The 19,017-nt window shown below is 49.9% G+C and carries 14 protein-coding genes; 3 read left to right on the top strand and 11 right to left on the bottom strand.

What is annotated here, in order from left to right; all coding sequences use genetic code 11:
- Positions 1–2 precede the first annotated feature (2 nt).
- Complete coding sequence (locus VNQ80_RS18480) at positions 3–1,196, bottom strand: PAS domain-containing sensor histidine kinase (RefSeq protein ID WP_325641450.1); 1,194 nt, start codon at positions 1,194–1,196, stop codon at positions 3–5.
- 6 nt (positions 1,197–1,202) lie between these two features.
- Positions 1,203–2,882 (bottom strand): energy-dependent translational throttle protein EttA, encoded by a 1,680-nt coding sequence (gene ettA / locus VNQ80_RS18475; protein WP_325641448.1) that lies wholly within the window; start codon positions 2,880–2,882, stop codon positions 1,203–1,205.
- A gap of 212 nt (positions 2,883–3,094) precedes the next feature.
- Here ettA and VNQ80_RS18470 point away from each other — a divergent pair, with 212 nt between their 5' ends.
- Complete coding sequence (locus tag VNQ80_RS18470) at positions 3,095–5,644, top strand: ATP-dependent Clp protease ATP-binding subunit (protein WP_325641446.1); 2,550 nt, start codon at positions 3,095–3,097, stop codon at positions 5,642–5,644.
- Between the two features lie 162 nt (positions 5,645–5,806).
- Here VNQ80_RS18470 and VNQ80_RS18465 read toward each other — a convergent pair whose 3' ends face one another.
- The 4 genes from VNQ80_RS18465 to VNQ80_RS18450 all read right to left on the bottom strand — a co-directional run bounded on the left by VNQ80_RS18465 (position 5,807) and on the right by VNQ80_RS18450 (position 9,901).
- Positions 5,807–6,463: a porin family protein gene (locus tag VNQ80_RS18465; protein WP_325641444.1), complete on the bottom strand. Its 657-nt coding sequence runs from the start codon at positions 6,461–6,463 to the stop codon at positions 5,807–5,809.
- 299 nt (positions 6,464–6,762) lie between these two features.
- The gene (locus VNQ80_RS18460) at positions 6,763–7,449 is read right to left on the bottom strand and encodes a DedA family protein (RefSeq protein WP_325641442.1); all 687 of its coding nucleotides are present in this window, start codon (positions 7,447–7,449) and stop codon (positions 6,763–6,765) included.
- A gap of 112 nt (positions 7,450–7,561) precedes the next feature.
- Positions 7,562–8,899 (bottom strand): GH1 family beta-glucosidase, encoded by a 1,338-nt coding sequence (locus VNQ80_RS18455; RefSeq protein ID WP_325641440.1) that lies wholly within the window; start codon positions 8,897–8,899, stop codon positions 7,562–7,564.
- The gene (locus VNQ80_RS18450) at positions 8,900–9,901 is read right to left on the bottom strand and encodes a glycosyltransferase family protein (protein ID WP_325641438.1); all 1,002 of its coding nucleotides are present in this window, start codon (positions 9,899–9,901) and stop codon (positions 8,900–8,902) included. It lies immediately after the preceding gene.
- 412 nt (positions 9,902–10,313) lie between these two features.
- Between VNQ80_RS18450 and VNQ80_RS18445 the strand changes: the two genes are divergently transcribed.
- Positions 10,314–11,261 (top strand): zinc dependent phospholipase C family protein, encoded by a 948-nt coding sequence (locus tag VNQ80_RS18445; protein WP_325641436.1) that lies wholly within the window; start codon positions 10,314–10,316, stop codon positions 11,259–11,261.
- A 19-nt stretch (positions 11,262–11,280) separates the two neighbouring features.
- Here the strand turns inward: VNQ80_RS18445 and VNQ80_RS18440 are convergent, their stop codons facing one another.
- Positions 11,281–12,012 carry a hypothetical protein gene (locus VNQ80_RS18440; RefSeq protein ID WP_325641434.1) on the bottom strand — a complete coding sequence of 244 codons (732 nt, stop codon included), beginning with the start codon at positions 12,010–12,012 and terminating at the stop codon, positions 11,281–11,283.
- 91 nt (positions 12,013–12,103) lie between these two features.
- Entirely contained in the window at positions 12,104–13,585 is a 1,482-nt protein-coding gene (locus VNQ80_RS18435; RefSeq protein WP_325641432.1) for a PLP-dependent aminotransferase family protein, read from the bottom strand.
- 63 nt (positions 13,586–13,648) lie between these two features.
- Here VNQ80_RS18435 and VNQ80_RS18430 point away from each other — a divergent pair, with 63 nt between their 5' ends.
- Positions 13,649–15,577 (top strand): TonB-dependent receptor plug domain-containing protein, encoded by a 1,929-nt coding sequence (locus VNQ80_RS18430; protein ID WP_325641430.1) that lies wholly within the window; start codon positions 13,649–13,651, stop codon positions 15,575–15,577.
- Positions 15,578–15,701: 124 nt separating this feature from the next.
- Here VNQ80_RS18430 and VNQ80_RS18425 read toward each other — a convergent pair whose 3' ends face one another.
- The 3 genes from VNQ80_RS18425 to VNQ80_RS18415 all read right to left on the bottom strand — a co-directional run bounded on the left by VNQ80_RS18425 (position 15,702) and on the right by VNQ80_RS18415 (position 18,892).
- The gene (locus VNQ80_RS18425) at positions 15,702–16,457 is read right to left on the bottom strand and encodes a DUF1080 domain-containing protein (RefSeq protein WP_325641428.1); all 756 of its coding nucleotides are present in this window, start codon (positions 16,455–16,457) and stop codon (positions 15,702–15,704) included.
- Positions 16,458–16,473: 16 nt separating this feature from the next.
- Positions 16,474–17,787, bottom strand: coding sequence for a Gfo/Idh/MocA family oxidoreductase (locus tag VNQ80_RS18420; RefSeq protein WP_325641426.1), 1,314 nt, complete (start codon positions 17,785–17,787; stop codon positions 16,474–16,476).
- An 82-nt stretch (positions 17,788–17,869) separates the two neighbouring features.
- Positions 17,870–18,892 carry a LacI family DNA-binding transcriptional regulator gene (locus VNQ80_RS18415; protein WP_325641424.1) on the bottom strand — a complete coding sequence of 341 codons (1,023 nt, stop codon included), beginning with the start codon at positions 18,890–18,892 and terminating at the stop codon, positions 17,870–17,872.
- Positions 18,893–19,017 lie beyond the last annotated feature (125 nt).

Here is a 19,017-nt window from a genome sequence, read left to right as displayed (position 1 = left end):
AGCTATGGTGTAACGTTGCGGAAAGTGAGCGTAAATACAGTACCTTTATCTTGTGCACTCTGGCAGGTTACCGTACCGCCCATCAATGACACGTACCGCCGCACAATATTGAGCCCCAAGCCGGTACCGGGTATGTTACCCGTATTGTGCGCACGGAAAAATGGTTCGAATAGATTCTTCTGGTCTTCTTCAGGGATACCGATGCCATCGTCTTTGACAACAATCAGGCACGTATCGCCATTGATTTCGGTATTGAACTCGATGAAGGTATCCTCACCCGAATATTTTATCGCATTTGATATCAGATTGATAACACTGTTTTTCAACAGGTTGGCATCCAGCACAAACTTACCTTCCGAGCCAGTATGCTGGTACACGATATGTTGGTTAGCCTTGCAGATGAGCTGCATTTCTTCGGTGATTTCTTCGGCAAGTTCCACCAGGTTGATCTCTTCATTGTTCGCCAATACTTTCTCTGCCTCGAGCCGCTCCAGGGAGAGAAAATCGTTAAGGATGCTGGTGAGTAACTGTACCGAATTTTTAATCCGCCCGGTGTGTTTGAGTACATTAGCAAGATCGGGCTTCTCCACGTATTTTTCAATGAGCGAGGCCGATAGCTGGACGGCACTTAGGGGGGTGCGAAACTCATGTGAAGCCATGGAGACGAAGCGCGATTTGAGCTGGTTCAACTCCTTTTCCTTTTCGAGTGACTGGCTCACTTCCGATTTGGTTTTCTCAAGTTCGGACACCAGCTTGATCAGGTCCTTGGTGCGGTTGCTTACTGTAGCCTCCAGCTCTTCCATGTGGTGGATAAGTTTTTCCTCCGCCTCTTTTTCTTTCGACAAATCGTGCACAAAGCCAGTAAACGCCGTTTTGTTTTCGTAATGTACCTCGCTCACTGCCAAACGAAACGGAAAGGTGGTGCCATCTTTGCGTAACCCCCGCACTTCCCGGCCAATGCCGATAATTTTCTTTACACCGGTTGTGAGGTAATTCAGGATGTATTGGTCGTGTCGGCTTCTGTCGGGCTCGGGCATCAACATCGACACATTATTACCAATCACCTCCTCCGCATCATACCCGAACAGATTGGATGCTGCCGGATTAATGGAATCGACGATACCGTAGCGGTCAATCGTAATGATGCCATCGATTGCGTTTTCGATAATGGCTTTGAGTAGTCTTGAGGTATCCATTTACAATTACGTCAATTTCTTGTATTTGATCCGGTGGGGAGTCACATCACCAAGTCGCTTTTTACGGTTCTCTTCGTATTCGGAATAATTTCCCTCAAAGAAGTATACCTGCGAATCGCCTTCAAACGCGAGGATATGCGTGCAGATGCGGTCGAGGAACCAACGGTCGTGCGAAATGATCACTGCACAGCCACCAAAGTTCTCGAGGCCTTCTTCAAGTGCCCGGAGCGTATTCACGTCGATGTCGTTTGTCGGCTCATCGAGCAACAGCACGTTGGCCCCTTTCTTCAGGGTAATGGCTAGGTGCACGCGGTTGCGCTCACCGCCCGACAATACGCCGACCTTCTTTTGCTGATCGGCACCGTTGAAGTTGAATTTAGACACATAAGCACGGGAGTTGACCGGCCGGTTACCCAACTGGATGTTTTCATTCCCTTCGGTGATATTCTCCCAGACCGACTTATTGGGGTCGAGGTCGTCGTGCATTTGGTCGACATAGCCGAGCACAGCCGTCTCCCCCACGCGGAAGGTACCGGTATCGGGCTGCTCCTGCCCCGTAATGAGCCGGAAAAGCGTGGTTTTCCCTGCCCCGTTGGGGCCGATGATGCCTACGATACCGGCGGGGGGCAGCGAAAAACTGAGGTTTTCAAACAGCAGTTTGTCGCCATAGGCTTTGCTGACCCCCTGGGCCTCGATAACCACATTGCCCAGTCGGGGGCCCGGGGGAATGAACAGCTCCAATTTCGCCTCCCGCTCCTTCGTTTCTTCGGAAGCCAGCTTTTCATAGTTATGTAAGCGCGCCTTCGACTTGGCGTGGCGTGCCTTGGGTGCCATCCGTGCCCATTCAAGTTCCCGTTCGAGGGTTTTCTGGCGTTTGCTTTCCGTCTTTTCCTCCTGTGCCAAGCGCTTGGCCTTCTGGTCGAGCCACGATGAATAGTTACCTTTCCAAGGGATTCCTTCGCCGCGGTCGAGCTCCAGTATCCAGCCCGCCACGTTATCGAGAAAGTAGCGGTCGTGCGTTACCGCAATGACCGTTCCTTTATATTGTTGAAGATGCTGTTCGAGCCAATCGATCGATTCGGCATCGAGATGGTTAGTGGGTTCATCCAGCAAAAGCACATCCGGCTCCTGGAGCAATAACCGACATAATGCCACTCGGCGGCGCTCGCCGCCTGACAATGTGGCTATTGCCCGTTCGGGATCGGGGCACCGCAGGGCGTCCATGGCTCGTTCGAGTTTATTATCGAGTTCCCACGCGCCCGAAGCGTCTATTTTGTCCTGTATTTCGCCTTGCCGGGCCAGCAAACGGTCCATTTCGTCGGCATTTTCGTACACTTCGGGTAGCCCGAATTTCTCGTTGATTTCTTCATACTCAAGGAGCAGTTCGGTCGTTTCAGCTACGCCTTCTTCCACCACCTCGCGTACCGTCTTCGTGGCGTCCAATTCGGGCTCCTGTGTTAAATAACCTACACTATAGCCGGGCGAAAAGACCACTTCGCCCTGGTAGGATTTATCCAGTCCGGCGATGATGCGCAGCAACGACGACTTACCGGAGCCATTGAGGCCGATGACGCCGATTTTGGCACCATAGAAAAAGGAGAGGTAAATGTTTTTTAACACTTGCTTTTGCGGCGGATAGATTTTGCTTACCCCCGCCATGGAGAAGATCACCTTTTCGTCTGACATGTTTTTGATTCCTTATTACGCTTGCTATAAAACCAAGAAGCGCAAAGATAGTCAGAATGGGGCAATAAATACTTTTATACGGCCTGACAAAATGTTATCTTTGTATCAATGGCTTAATTGTTGATAAAAGTTACACAAAATAGTTAAGGTACAACCGATATTTTTTCTACATTTATCGCATCCTTAGCATAAAAAAGAAAGGTACTACATTCATGGAAGCAAAATTTTCGCCTCGCGTAAAGGATGTGATTTCATACAGCAGGGAAGAAGCCATCAGGTTAAAGCACGATTATATCGGCACGGAGCACTTGTTGCTCGGTCTCATTCGTGAGGGGGATGGCATTGCCATCAAGATACTAAAACACACAGGGATCGACACCACGGAGCTGCGTAAATCTATCGAAGATGCCGTAAAGGGGTCATCGATGTCACGGGCACCCATTGGCAATATGCCGCTTACCAAACAAGCGGAAAAAGTATTGAAAATCACTTACCTTGAGGCCAAGATATTCAAGAGCGACGTCATCGGAACGGAACATTTACTGCTCTCTATCCTGCGCGACGAAGACAACATCGCCTCGCAGATTTTACAGCAGTTCGACATCAACTACGATGTGTTCAAGGCCGATGTAGAGCAGCACAAGGCGGGCATCACGGGCCAAGCATCCGGATCGACTGCCGGCGACGATGACTTTAAGGAAGACGACCATTTCAGTCAGCCGAAAAAGGTTTCCGACATCAAGTCGAAAACACCGGTGCTTGACAATTTCGGTCGCGATCTAACCAAAGCCGCCGAAGAGGGCCGATTGGACCCCATCGTAGGACGCGAGAAAGAGATCGAGCGTGTGTCGCAGATTCTTTCACGGCGCAAGAAAAACAACCCTATTCTCATCGGCGAGCCCGGCGTGGGCAAATCGGCCATTGCCGAGGGGCTGGCCCTGCGCATCATCCAACGTAAGGTGTCGCGCGTATTGTTCAACAAACGCGTGGTTACGCTGGATCTTGCCTCACTGGTGGCAGGCACGAAATACCGGGGCCAATTCGAGGAACGCATGAAGGCAGTGATGAATGAGCTGGAGAAGTCGCCGGATGTGATCCTCTTTATCGACGAGATACACACCATTGTAGGCGCTGGCGGCGCTTCAGGTTCGCTGGATGCGTCGAACATGTTCAAACCGGCTTTGGCGCGTGGAGAAATCCAATGCATCGGTGCCACTACACTCGACGAATACCGCCAATATATCGAAAAAGACGGCGCACTTGACCGTCGTTTCCAAAAGGTGATGATTGAGCCTGCTTCGCATGATGAAACGGTGGAGATACTCAACCGCATCAAGGAAAAATATGAGGAGCACCACAACGTCAATTACACGCCGGAAGCCATCGAGGCTTGTGTAACGTTGACCACACGCTACATCACCGACCGGTTCCTGCCGGATAAGGCCATCGACGCGTTGGATGAAGCAGGTTCGCGGGTACACCTTACCAATATCCACGTACCGCAGACGATCATCGATATCGAGGAGAAAATCGAGGAGATAAAGATCGAGAAAAACAAGGTGGTACGCAGCCAGAAATACGAAGAGGCTGCCAAGTTGCGCGATACGGAGAAAAAACTGCTGGAAGAGCTGGAAGAAGAGAAGACGGCTTGGGAAGCAGAGACCAAAACGAAGCGGTATACAGTTTCGGAGGACAACGTTGCCGAGGTGGTATCGATGATGACCGGCATCCCCGTACAGCGTGTTGGGCAATCCGACAGCCAGAAGCTGCTCGGCATGGCCGACTCCATGAAAGGCCGGATTATCGGGCAGGACGACGCTGTGAAGAAATTGGTTAAAGCGATCCAACGTACACGTGCTGGACTGAAAGACCCTAAGAAACCCATTGGTTCCTTTATCTTCCTCGGTCCTACCGGTGTGGGTAAAACCGAGCTGGCGAAAGAGCTTGCGCGCTTCATGTTCGACAGCGAGGATTCGCTCATTCAGATCGACATGAGCGAATACATGGAGAAATTTGCGATTTCCCGCCTGGTTGGAGCGCCTCCGGGATATGTGGGTTACGAAGAAGGCGGCCAGCTCACTGAGAAAGTACGGCGCAAGCCCTACTCCGTGGTATTGCTCGACGAAATAGAAAAAGCACATCCCGATGTTTTCAACCTGTTGTTGCAGGTACTGGATGAAGGGCAACTGACCGATAGTCTCGGCCGCCGTGTGGATTTCAGGAATACCATCCTGATCATGACATCAAACATCGGTGCGCGCCAGCTGAAGGATTTCGGACAAGGTGTCGGCTTTACGACGTCTGCTAAGGCCGAGCAAGCCGAAACGCACTCACGCAGCGTGATCGAAAACGCACTTAAACGGGCGTTCGCCCCCGAATTCCTCAACCGCGTAGACGATGTCATTGTATTCAACTCGTTGGATAAGGAACATATTTTCAAAATCATCGACATCGAGCTGAAGTCACTCTTTGTCCGCATCGAAGCGCTAGGCTACAGCATCAAACTCACTGACGCCGCCAAGGATTTCGTAGCGGAAAAAGGCTTCGACAGCAACTTCGGTGCGCGGCCGCTTAAACGAGCCATCCAGAAATACCTGGAAGACCCCATCGCCGAAGAAATCCTCAAAGGCGAGGTGGCTGAAGGCAATACGCTGGAAGTCGATTACGACAAAAGCAAGGAAGAGGTTGTCGTCCATATCCAAGCGGGTGATGGCGGTTCTTCAAAACCATCGGATCTGGCAGAGGAAAAGAAAGACGATTAGATTTATAATGAGTGATAACGAAAATCGGCCAGCTGATGTCAGCTGGCCGATTTTTTTTGAGAAAGATTCGCTCACACGATTATTTCTCTACACACTTCATTGTACGTCTCCGTTTTAATCGGCGTAGATAGCCGTCGCGTGTGTAAGACATAACACAAAACCTTAGAACGAAAAGCCAACACCAACGGAGAATACGCGGTTATTCACCTTGACGTCCGTTTCATTGCTCAAGTTGCCCAATCCAAGGCCATAACCCAAATGGATATTGAAGCCGTTGGATAATTCGTAACCTGCTAGCAGATTCACACCGAAATCGCCACGTTTCGTTTCGCCATCACCGTTGCCGAACTCTACATCTTCTTCATCTGATTCCGTTTCACCATCGAAAGATGCTTCCCATTTCGTCTTTCCACTCAAGGCAAACCCGTAATATGGCCCAGCTCCAACGAACACATTGCCCGAACCCGCTGCAAACCGTGCCACGGCATTTACCGGAATCTCTAGGTACATCACATTGTTTGTTGTCTCAAATGAAGCACCTTCAAATTCGTCACTCATCTTATACCCTTTGCCTGACAAGGTGAGGCCAGGTTGGATAGAAAATATTGGACTGATGGAAAAATCAGCTGTCGCACCAACGTAAAAAGAGAGGGATGATTTCAATGCATCTTTCTCGTCGCTATCAACGTCATCACCGGTCAATGAAACCGTAGGCAGGTTAACACCAGCCTTCACGCCAAATTTGATTGGTGAATCTTGGGCGAACGCTAAATGACCCGCGACCGCAAGCGTTAATGTAGTTAATAATAGTTTTCTCATGGTTTTAAAAATTTGTGTAAAATTTGCTATATAAAATATGGATTTAAAAATAGTTTCAGCCATTAACCACGATGGCGTAAATGTATACGTAGCGTGGCCGCAATATTACGGCGAGATTTCCATCAAAAAAATACCCACAAGTAGGTATTTTTCATAAGCTTTAGGGACAAAACTTAATTTAAGTTACAGAAAAGGTATGTTGTCGCGCAGTATCCAATCTCGGATACCCGAAAGGTTAAAAGTCTGGATTGTACAGCAAAATGAGCAGATCACCTTTGATTTGTCTTGGGTGAAACCGCCTAATAATCTTCTTCGACGGCCTCGACTTCGACCGTCTTCGCCGCCGGCTTTTTTTTCCCAGCTCCGGTAATCATCTTTAAAAGTACGGGTGCTGTAGCGACAATCACGATGCCCATAATGACATACTCCAGATTGCGCTGTACCCAGGCGTTCTCGCCAAGTAAGTAACCCAACGTAGTCAAACTACCCACCCAGATGATTCCTCCCACCACATTGTAGAACGCAAATTTCCTGATATCCATCTCTACAATGCCCGCCACAATGGGTGCAAACGTACGCACTACGGGAAGGAAGCGTGCCAGGATAATGGCTACCCCACCCCGTTTGTGGTAAAATTCCTGTGCTCGAAAAATATATTCCTTCTTGAAGAGCCAGTTGTCTTTCATTTTCAACAACCGATGTCCAAAGTACTTCCCACACCAATATCCGACAAAGTTACCCAGTATCCCGGCCGCCGAAATTAGTGCAATCCAATACACCAACGTAAGTACCGAATCTACCGGGCCCAAAGTGAGATTGGCGATGATGATACCCGCGATAAATAGAATGGGATCACCCGGCAGGAAAAACCCGATGAGAATACCCGTTTCGGCAAAAACAATAAAAAGCAACAAATACAGGCCACCGTGGGCGACAATCCAATCGGGATTGGTTAGGTTATTTAAAAAATCGAGAAATGCTTCCACAAACTAATTCAAAATAATAGCAAAGAAATGAATAAATACTGGAAAGATATTGTATAAAATCATGCCACAACCCTCGGGCCTTACATCACTTTTTTGTTAAAGAAGTGAAATGTCATTGAGATGACAGAAATTGCCCGTACCATTTACCCGAGTCTTTCAGTATGCGCTCTTGGGTCTCGAAGTTGACGTGTACCAGACCGAACTGCGCATCGTACCCTTCCGCCCACTCGAAATTGTCGGTTAGTGTCCATACAAAATAACCATGTACATTATATCCTTCGCGTTTGGCACGCAATAGTTGGGCAAGATGGGATTGTAGGTAGTGTAAACGTTGATGGTCGGCCACCTGACCATTGATCACGGTATCGGGGAATGCTGCTCCATTTTCGGTGACATAGATTTTGGGGACATTGGGGTAGGCGCTAAACTTCTTGATCATCTCGTAAATGGACTCAGGGTACACCTCCCAGCCCATCTCCGTGATGGATGGGACGCCGCGGCGTGTTGCAGGACATATCCTCGCTTTCAGGTAAGGCACGAAATAAGAATGCTTCACGATTTCACGCGTATAGTTTTGGATACCGATAAAGTCAAAATCGAAAGGCAAAAGGGCGTCATCACCTGCCTGCATGTATTTTTCAATGCCACCCAACGCCTTCAAATCCATCACGGGATAACCCATCCCCAAAATCGGCTCGATAAATAGCCGGTTGATTAACGCATCGGCACGTTTCGCTGCCTCCAAATCGCGCCGGCTGCTGGTCAGCGGATGGATGCTCGAACAGGAGAAGGTACTGCCCACAACGGCCTCCGGCACCTCCGAGCGGAATAATCGCCCCACGTGCCCCATGGCCAGTGCTGCATGGTGCGCAGCGGGGAAAAAATTGCGCAAGCCGGTAAGCCCTGGCGCATGCACACCGAAGAAGTAACCGGCTCCCGTAAATACAGTGGGTTCGTTGAGCACCATCCAGTGTTTTACCCGGTCGCCGTAGCGTTGGGCGGCACATGCCGCATACTCCATTAGCCACGACAGCACCTCGCGGTTCGCCCACCCCCCCTTTTCCTGGAGCGTCTGCGGCAAATCCCAATGGTATAGGGTAACCCAAGGAGTGATGCCTTGTTCCAAACAATGGTCAACCAGCCGATCATAGAAATCCAGTCCTTTCTCATTGGGTTTACCGGTACCAACGGGCAAAATACGTGGCCATGACAGGGAAAACCGGAAATTGGGAACATGCATTTGTTTTACAAAAGCTACGTCTTCTGGGTATCGGTGATAGAAATCACACGCTATCTCTGCCCGTTGCCCATGTTTGATTTTTCCCTTCCGCCGGGTGAATGAGTCCCAAATCGATAACCCTTTCCCGTCGGCATCCCAAGCGCCCTCGGTTTGGAATGCCGCAGTAGACACTCCCCATTGGAAATCCGTGTCGAAGTCTGCTTTTACCATTTACACGAACGTTTTAGGAGCATGTGTTGCCAACAAGTTGTCGATAATATCTTGCGTGCAGTCGGGATAATCTACCGTGACTGTGCGCTTGCTATTGAGCCACGCATTGATCGCAATGTCATTCTTAGCTTTCAAGTTTTTGATTACCGGCACACCCATCTCTTCGAGTGCCGCCGCATTGAGGTGTTGCTCGTATTGGTTTTTCATGGGGATAACCAGAAGCTTTTTTTTCATGTACAATGCTTCCGCTGGTGTTTCGAAACCGGCGCCGCATAATACGCCGGCCGATGTGGCCATGCTTTGGATAAACGCTTCATTGGCGATAGGCTGTACGCTTACATTGCGCATTTCGAACGGTGTTTTGTTGTGTTTGGAAAACACGTGCCACTGGATATCGGGGAAACGCATCAGCTCTTTGAGCAAGCGCGCATCATCATAAGACGGCAAATACACGGTATAGTGCCCCTTGTCGGATATATCCATCTGCCGTACCTGCTGGCGGATGACCGGCGTGAATATGCGATTGTTGTAGGGTTTGAAATGAAACCCATAGTTTATCGAAGCAGGTGCATAGTTGCGCATGATGAACTTACCCAACATATCCTGCTCCTTGGGTTTCGGTGCTTGTGCATCCATGGTAGCAGCTTGATGGCTGAGGCCAATACACTCCTTATCGCGTGTATGGCATGCCCAAGCCGAGATAGGTTCAAAATCGTTAATTATCAAATCATAATCTTCGATCGGTAGGTTATTTACTTCATGAATGAGTCTGCGCACGGTTGAACTCATGAATGTCTTCCACAAATCCACCCCCCCTTTTTTTCCAAAAATGAAACTGAGCCCGTGCATACGGTACTTCACGGGAAATGGAAGTTCCAGATCAGCCTGGATGCCGCTCACCAATACATCGACTTCGGTGCGCCGATGCAGGCAAGGCACCACATCCATCGCTCGGCTTAAATGTCCGTTGCCAGTGCCTTGAACTGCATAAAGAATTTTCATTCGAATAAATTTGTTTTTTAATGGCAATGAAGCTTACATAAATTATTCATATCCTTTTGTTTATGGCAATTTATGCAGGTTTCATCTAATTAAATTTGCTTTTTAGCGGTGATGAAGCTATCAGATTTTTCATTCGTGTAAGCTTTAACAGCTTTCAAGATGGCTGAAGCCGTTTATTCATCCCCCTGTGAAGAATAAATCACGATGGTTTCATGTTTTTGTTAATGCCTGAACGCAGAAACCAAAAAACGGGAAAAAATACGGATTTTCAAACCCGATAACCAATTTATCAACTGTCTCATCTCAATAGTCATATATATCTTTAAAATAAAGGACGGGGTTTAACATTACGCCGGTGTTAAAAACACTTCAACGATTTGTAATCTTTTGATATTAGGCTTAATTTTAGCAGATGAACCGTATCTACCTGTTTCCGATTGCGATTATCGCGGTTGTTTCACTTTCTTCGTGGGGTTTCCACGCGCACAAGTTGATTAATCGGATGGCCATTTTCACACTGCCTGCCGATGTCGCGGGATTTTACAAGAACCACGTGGATTATATGACGGAACATGCTGTGGATGCGGACAAGCGATGTTACGCGGACAGTGCCGAGTCGCCACGTCATTTCATCGATGCCGATGAATACGGCATGCAACCATTTGATAGCATTCCCATCCATTGGACGGCCGCAGTCGAAAAATTCAGTGAACGCCGGTTGTTGGCGCGAGGTGTACTTCCCTGGCAGATCAATCGGAGCTATTACGCGTTGGTCAGGGCATTCAGCGAAAAGGACTTCCAGCGGATATTGCGCCACTCGTCAGACATCGGCCATTACCTTGCCGATGCGCACGTACCGCTGCATACCACCAGCAATTACAACGGGCAGCAGACCAACCAAGTGGGTATCCACGCCTTTTGGGAGAGCCGTTTACCGGAATTGTTTTCAGATGAATACGACTTTTTTGTAGGCCGTGCCCAGTATGTGCGGTCGCCCGTTGACGAAGCATGGCGTATCGTGCGGGAAAGCCATGCCCTCGTGGATTCGGTATTGGAAATCGAAGCCCATTTGAACGACGCGTTTCCTACAGACCGGAAATACGGATATATTACCCGTAATAACCAACTTATCCGTACCTATACGGATGAATACTCGGCTGCGTACCACGAGGCGCTGAATGGCATGGTGGAACGGCGTATGCGTAGTGCCATTCAGCATATCGGTAGCTTTTGGTTTTCCGCCTGGGTGGACGCCGGGCAGCCGGATATCCGCCACTTACCGCAGGAATCACCGGCCACAGATACGATTCCCTCGCCTGCGGCGGGTCAAAAGTTGCTGGGCAGGGAAGAGTGGCATTGACCACACCCCCTTATCCTCGTCAGTCTGCGATATTCAACGCCGCTTTAACGGCATCATAATCCCGCAGGTCGATATTTCCCATCGTGGCACTCACGCCACCCGGAATCAGGACATACCGAAACTGTATGGAGCCGAAACCAATAGAGGCAGAATTATCGTGTGTATACCGCGTGATGTAAATCACTCCGGGTTTGGGCACAAAATTAATCGTGCTGGCTTTGCTAGGTCCCGTTCCTGACCCTGCGTCGGAAGTATACGGCAATTGGACAACCGTAGTCAGGTACCGCCAATACACGATAACCACACCCCTGTCAATGATGGTCTGCGTGAGCCTCGGGGCCACCAAATGATTTACCTTCAGATACGTGCCATCAATAGTCGTATCACGCTGGCTTTGTTGAAACGACATCCAGTCGCTATAAATAACATTAGCTGTACCGGCGGGCCCTTGTGGACCGGTAGCGCCCGTAGCGCCCCGAGGACCGGTAGCTCCCGTAGCACCGCGGGGGCCGGTGGCACCAGTTGCACCCGGGTCGCCTTTGTCGCCTTTCGGCCCCTGTGCTCCTGTTGCACCACGCGCACCCGTATCACCTTTATCACCCTTATCACCTTTTGCCCCTTTGTCACCCTTTTCACCTTCAATACCCTGTTCGCCTTGCGGGCCAATCGGTCCCATATCGCCTTTTTCGCAACCACTCAAAATAAAGACAATCAATCCAGCAGTGATCATCATTAGCTTGTACGTTTTCATAATCATATGTATTTTTTTTACTGATTCGAAAACAAAGAAATAAACAATCACAGCCACCTGCAATACCTAAATTGGTGTATTTTAAGGGTAACTACGTGTTTGCTAATTCAGTAATGATTTCCACTGCCTCCGTGAGTTCGTCGGGCGACAAACTTCCAAAGCCCAGCCGCATTCCACTGTACCGGGCCGACTGGTACAGCAGGTACCGGGGAAGGTGTAAATCTTGTCGTGCGCACGTTTCGCGTAGACGCATTAAATTGTATCCCTCCGACCACTTGATCCACACCGCCAACCCTCCACTCGGCGTACCCACCTCCACCCGATCACCCAACCGCTCGTTCAGCAGTCGGACCATCAGGTCGCGACGGATCTTGTACTCCTTAACTGCCTTTTTCAAATAGCGATGGATTTCCCCATCGGCGATCAGCTCGCCCAATGACGCTTCGGTAAGGGTATCGCCCGACCGGTCCATAACCCCTAAGAGTTTACCCATTTCGGCGATCAGCGGTGCTGGCGCCACGATGAATCCCGACCGGAACCCGGGAGCCATCGACTTGCCAAACGTACCGATATAGACCACCATTCCGGCCGTATCGGCGCTCGCCATGGGAAGCAGGGGACTGCCGTCATAGTGGTAATCGTAGTCGTAGTCGTCTTCGAGGATGATAAAGCCATACTTCACAGAAAGCTCCAATAGCGCAACACGTCGCTGGGCACTGAGGGTAACCGTGGTGGGATAGTGGTGGTGCGGCGTAATATACAGCATCCGGATAGGGCGCCGCTCGCAGTGGCGGCGGACCGCTTCCACATCGAGCCCTTCTTCGTCAAGCGGAACGGTGAGCACCGTGGCGCCCGCTTTCTGAAGAATCATATTGGTGGCAAAATAACTGAGTTCGCCCACCAACACGCCATCGCCGGGCGACAGCAACGTTTCCGCTACGATGTAGGCACTCAGCTCAAGGCTTCGGGTTACCAGAATATTCTCATCTGAAATATGCAATCCCCGTGTGAGGTTGAGGAAATTCGCCAGTTGCTCCTTGTAATACGTATTGCCTTTCGAATAGCCATACCCCAGCTTGCTTTGGTTTCCCTTCCGTTTCATATTCGTGTGGAGCAGCCGGGAAAGGTAGCTAACATGCGAGAGCCGTGGATCGGGAAGGCCGTCATCGAGTGTGAGCCTTGCGGATGCATGGTCAAACGGATCATCTAGTACCGACCACTTCTTAACATAAAATCCAACCTGCGATGGATAACCCGCCAATGCTTGGCTACCGTTACCGGAAAGCCGCCTGGGTTTTTCCCGCTTTGCGTTCTTCACAAAGGTTCCGCGGCTGGCGTAGATGACTATCCATCCCTGTGCTTCCAACTCCGCATAACTAGCCACAACGGTATTGCGATGCAGCCCAAGTACCCGGGCAAGCTGCCGGCTGCCCGGCAGCTTATGCCCCTCCATGAGGTAACCGCGCTGGATGGCGTTGATAAGCTGGTGGGCTACCTGCAGGTAAACGGGCGTGGTCGTTTCCCGCGCTATTTGAATAAAACTTTGGTAAGGCACTAAAACCGGACTAGCCATAAAATCAAAACTGGCACCTCTTGATGTGCCGGCAAGTTACGACTTTTGCAAAAAATCAATCGGATGAAACAATATTTTAAACAGATAGGTACGATTTTAGGGATATTATGTTCCGGTCTAGCCATCGCTCAAGATAATCTCACTGACTATCGTATTTCTCAACCATCAGATACGAGCAGCATTCCGCTCAGCGAAGTTATCATCACGGAAAACCGCATGCAGCTGCCTTTCGCCAAGCAAAACCGGAACATCCAGCTAATCGACCGGAAGCAAATCGAGGCGTTGCCCGCCAAATCGATTAACGAGCTATTAAGCTACGTGGGCGGTGTGGATATTCGCCAGCGCGGGCCTTTTGGCATGCAAGCGGACGTGAGTATCGACGGCGGGAGTTTCGAGCAAACCCTCATCCTCGTTAATGGTATGAAAGTGTTGGATGCACAAACCGGCCACAACGGCCTCAACTTGCCCATCCCCACCGACGCCATTGAACGTATAGAAATTATCCGCGGGCCTGCCGCACGTATCTATGGCATCAACAGCCTTACGGGAGCCATCAACATTGTGACAAGAAAGCCCACCGCTTCCGGCATATCGGCCCATGTTTACGCCGGTTCGGGATTCAAACGCGATACCGCAAACAACGACGTCCTTTTCAACGGACGGGGCGTTCAGCTCGGAGGCACATTGGCCGGCAAGGCGGGGAACCATTCGCTTTATGGCAGCCACGAGTCCGGCAACGGTTACCGCTATAATACGGCATTCCGGAACAACAAGGTATTCTATCAGGGTGAAATACCTACGCGTGGTACGGACGCATTGTCCCTGATGGGGGGCTACGTATCCAATGGTTTCGGCGCAAATGGTTTCTACGCCGCACCGGGCGATAAGGAATCGCGCGAAATCGTCCAAACGGTGCTGGCCGGAATCGGATATAGGAGCCAGCTAGCAAACCGCCTTTCGCTGTCGCCACGGGTTAGCTACCGTTATGCCTATGACGATTACCGCTACTTCCGCCATGACCTAAGCCGCGCACGCAGCCAGCACCACGGCCATTCCGTCAATACCGAGGTGAACGCCACCCTCCGAACGGTCGCCGGCGATATCGGTATTGGAGTTGAAATGCGTAACGAAATTATTCGTAGCAGTAATATTGGCAACCATAACCGCGACAACTATGGTCTTTATGCCGAATTCAAAACCGAACAGATAAATCGGCTTTTACTCAGTGCCGGTGCTTATATGAATTACAATACCGATTACGGCTGGCAGTTGTTTCCGGGCCTCGATGTAGGTTATCTGCTGAGCGAACGGTGGAAGCTGGTAGCCCATACGGGCATGGGGCAACGCATTCCCTCGTTTACTGACCTTAATCTCGACCAGCGGCCGGGCAACATCGGCAATCCGCTATTGTTATCGGAGAACTCATGGCATGCGGAAGGTGGAATCAAATATATGGATAAACGTGCCGTTGCCCATTTCGGTTACTTCTATCGAAACATGGATAACTTCATCGATTGGGTGAGGCTGTCTGCAGATGAGCCCTGGCAACCACGTAATTTTCAACAGAACCGCACGCAGGGACTTACATTTTCGGGAAATTATCGGATATCGGCCGATCAGCAGGCCACAACGTGGATGGTGGGATTGGCCTACACATGGTTATCGCCCCAATTCGAAGACAGCCACAATGCAGGCTTCCTTTCCAAATATGTGATCGAAAGCCTCCGTCATCAGGCCATCGCCAACGTCCATTTTTCTTCTGGCAGATTTTCAGCCACTGCTGCCGGTAGGTTCCAAGAGCGCGTCAGCTATAAAAGCTACTTTTTGGGCGACGTACGAATCGGCTACAAATTCGACGCCGTCGACGTCTACTTAGATATGCAGAACATTTTCGATACCACATATATTGAAGCAGCGGCTGTGCCCATGCCGGGGCGGTGGTTTAGTTTGGGCATAAAAAAAGCCCTACTTCACAGCGGGGCTTCCATTTAACCAAACCTAACAAAATGAATATTACTTTGCTTTCTTAGGGACAAAGATATCCACCGCTTATTACGGGGCAATTAAGCCACAATTAACATATCGTCAACAATCGCTAATTTATGAACGCCCGCGATTAATTTATCGCTGCCGCCGTCTGTTCCGCGGTAGTAACACCCGGTGCCAGTTCGACAATCCGCAAGTTACGGAAATGGATTTCGGCTCCCTCCGATTCGAGGCAGATGTATCCTTTCTTGATGGTAGATTGGCTGATACCATTTACAAACTTGCCATTTACGGACAGTTTGATGGTACCATCCACACAAACCACTTCGTAGTGGTTCCACTCGCCTTTGCCCTTGCAGCGGTTTTCGATAGATTTACTGCGGTCGCCCCTCGGATTATCCGGCACCGTAGTCACCCCACCTACGCCAAATAATTCGCCATGTACGTACGCAATGGGTGGTTTCTCACCGTTGCGCATGTGCTGATTAACCCAATCGAGCTCAAGCATCTGCACCTCCACCCCGCCAGGCAGGCGGTTTTTTTCACCAGGTTTCGCATCACTCCACATAAACATGCCCGAATTTCCACCGGCCTCCATATGGCGCCATTCCACCGTAAGAATGTAATTTTCGTATTGCTTTTCGGAGCGCATCACACCGATGGGGTGGCCGCTACACACCAGCAGATCGCCGTCGCGTCGCCATGTATCGGCTTCCGTATTCACGTTTATCCATCGGATCTGGTCAACCGTTGTTTCTTTTCCGGCCAGTAAGCCAGAAAAGTCCGTTTCCGTACCGAATGCAATGCCGTTTTCTTGGCTCATCGCCATGAATGAGGCAGCCAAAACAATCAGCAACGCAAATGGAAACCTTTTTAGATCATACATGGTATTTCAAGCTACGTCAGATAATCAGACCGGAGCCGGGCTTTGCCACCGGAATGGCTTGCGCACCCATACCCATGTGGAATTCTTCCGGGAGCGGCCCGAACGTCACGTTTGAATTCAGTGCACGCTCCCAAGTTACTTCCGCGCCACTGTAAGCTGCCAATGTAGCTAATATACCGACCATGGTGCTGTTCGTCATCCAATCACCATCATTGATGGGTGTACCAGAGCGGATGGACGCGAACAATTCATCATGTTCGGTTTGATACATGTTATTATTTGGCCCATCGTATTTCCAGGGATTTGGGCCTAAGATTTCATAACGACTACCTATATCGACCGCCATTTTACCACCCGTCCCGACCACGTCGACGCTATTGCGGTTGGCCACACCGGTCTGCTGCCGTGCAAAGTGATAACCTTTCACACCACCGGGATACGTTAGCTCTACGGCAAAATGATCGAAAACATTCCCTTTTTCCTGATCTATCCGCACCTGCCGACCGCCGCTACCGATCGCTTTCTCGGGCGCGATGTCACCCATTACCCACGACATCATATCCAAGCTATGCACGGCTTGCTCAATAACAAGGTCGCCGGACATCCAATTATAATAGAACCAATTGCGCAATTGGAATTCGAGGTCCGACCACCCCGCTTGGCGGGGTTTCAAACTCAGGTCGCCACCGTACCTGAACGACGACAGCGACAGTACGTCACCGATTGCCCCTTCGCCTACGCGCCCAAAAACAGCCCGATTGGGATTGGCATAGCGAAAACAGAAGCCAGAAACCACCGCGAGGTTCTTCGTCTTCGATTTACGTACGGCATCAAGTACCCTGCGGACGCCCGGTGGATCGATAGCGACAGGTTTCTCACAGAATATGTGTTTATCCGCATCCACCGCAGCCTCCAGGTGCAGCGGCCTGAACACCGGCGGCGTAGCCAGCAAGACGACGTCTACTCCGGCGTCGATAACCTTTTGATAAGCGTCGAACCCTACGTATTTGTGCCTATCCTTTACCTTTATTTTGGAAGGTTCGATTTTCATCAATGCGTCGTAAGCCACAGTTATCTGGTCTTCAAAAATATCGCCCATGGCTACTAGCTCTACATCCGGATCGGCACGTAATGCTTGTGCAGCAGCACCAGTGCCACGACCGCCACAACCGATTAAACCGATTTTAAGTATTTTTTTCTTTGCAGGGAAAAGCTCCCCGGCAACACTGAATTGGTGCGCGAGTGGAAGGATGGCGGCCATTGTTCCAGCCGTTTTTAGAAAAGTACGACGAGAGGATCCCCCACCGAAGCGCGATGTATTTACTGTCATGATTGTAATTTATATTGTTCCAGCATCTTCAAACAGGGCCCTAATATATAAATTTCTGTCGAAGTTTGCCGGTGTGTCCGCATCATCGTGCCCTATCGGAACTCTGGCGAACCAGCAGTTCGGGCTCCAAGATAATTTTTTCGGGCTTATGCTTGTAATAATCCCCTTTTTTGAGCAATTTGAGAAAGAGTCTTGCGACCTCCTCGCCCATTTGGACGGTGTGTTGGTTTACCGTAGATATGGTGGGGCTGACCAGACTCGTGAACGCCTCGTTTGCGAATCCCACTACACCAACCTCTTCTGGAATGTGCTTACCAGCAACTTTCAGCTCCTGGACTACTCCCATTGCCGTAAAATCCTCCAATGTAAATATCGCATCGAACTCGACACCCTTATCCAATAGTTTACGCACACACCTGCGTCCAAATTCGAGGGAGAAATCCCCTTTGATAATCAAGCGATCATCAACCGGTAAGTTATACTGTTTCAACGCATCGAGATAGCCGCGCAATCGCTCGTTAAAAATATTGATGTTGCGGTATTGATTGATATGAACGATACGGCGGTAACCCGCACGGATAAGGTGTTCGGTCGCCATGAAACCGCCCCGGTAGTCGTCGATGGTCACGGATGGCACATTGAGGCCAGACGGCACCCGATCGAAAAAGGCCAAGGGGATATTACGTTCCTTGATCTCCATGAAACCGCCATTATCTTCTGTTTCGAGCGAGATGGAGGCAATAATACCGTCCACCCTCGAACGGAGGAACGTATCTATTCCACGGCTTTCTTGCTTGATGGATTCTTGCGATTGGTATAGCAGTATGGTATAACCATTCTCGTTCATCACCCCTTCAATGCCGTGCACCACCGAGCTAAAAAAGCTAACGTCTAAACGAGGCACCAATACACCAATGATCTTGGTCTTACCAGAACGTAGCGAGGATGCTACTTTATTGGGTCGATAACCCAAACGATCGGCAGTCTCCCGAACAGCCTTTTTCGTTGTGGCACTGATGGCGGGATGATCGTTGAGCGCACGCGCTACGGTAGAAAAGGTGATATTAAGTTCCTTCGCGATGTCTAAAATGGTGATTTTTTTCAAATGAATATCGATTTAACGCGTGAGCCGTACCGCCAAAAACCCCTTCGTCGGGGGGCTCCAACAAAAATAAAGATACATTTTGGAAATAAAAAAGTAATATATACCTTTATGCCAACGTTAGCATT

This window comes from Parapedobacter sp. (assembly GCF_035556095.1).
In the GTDB taxonomy this organism is placed as follows: domain Bacteria; phylum Bacteroidota; class Bacteroidia; order Sphingobacteriales; family Sphingobacteriaceae; genus Parapedobacter.
This window is presented reverse-complemented; position numbering and strand designations above follow the sequence as displayed.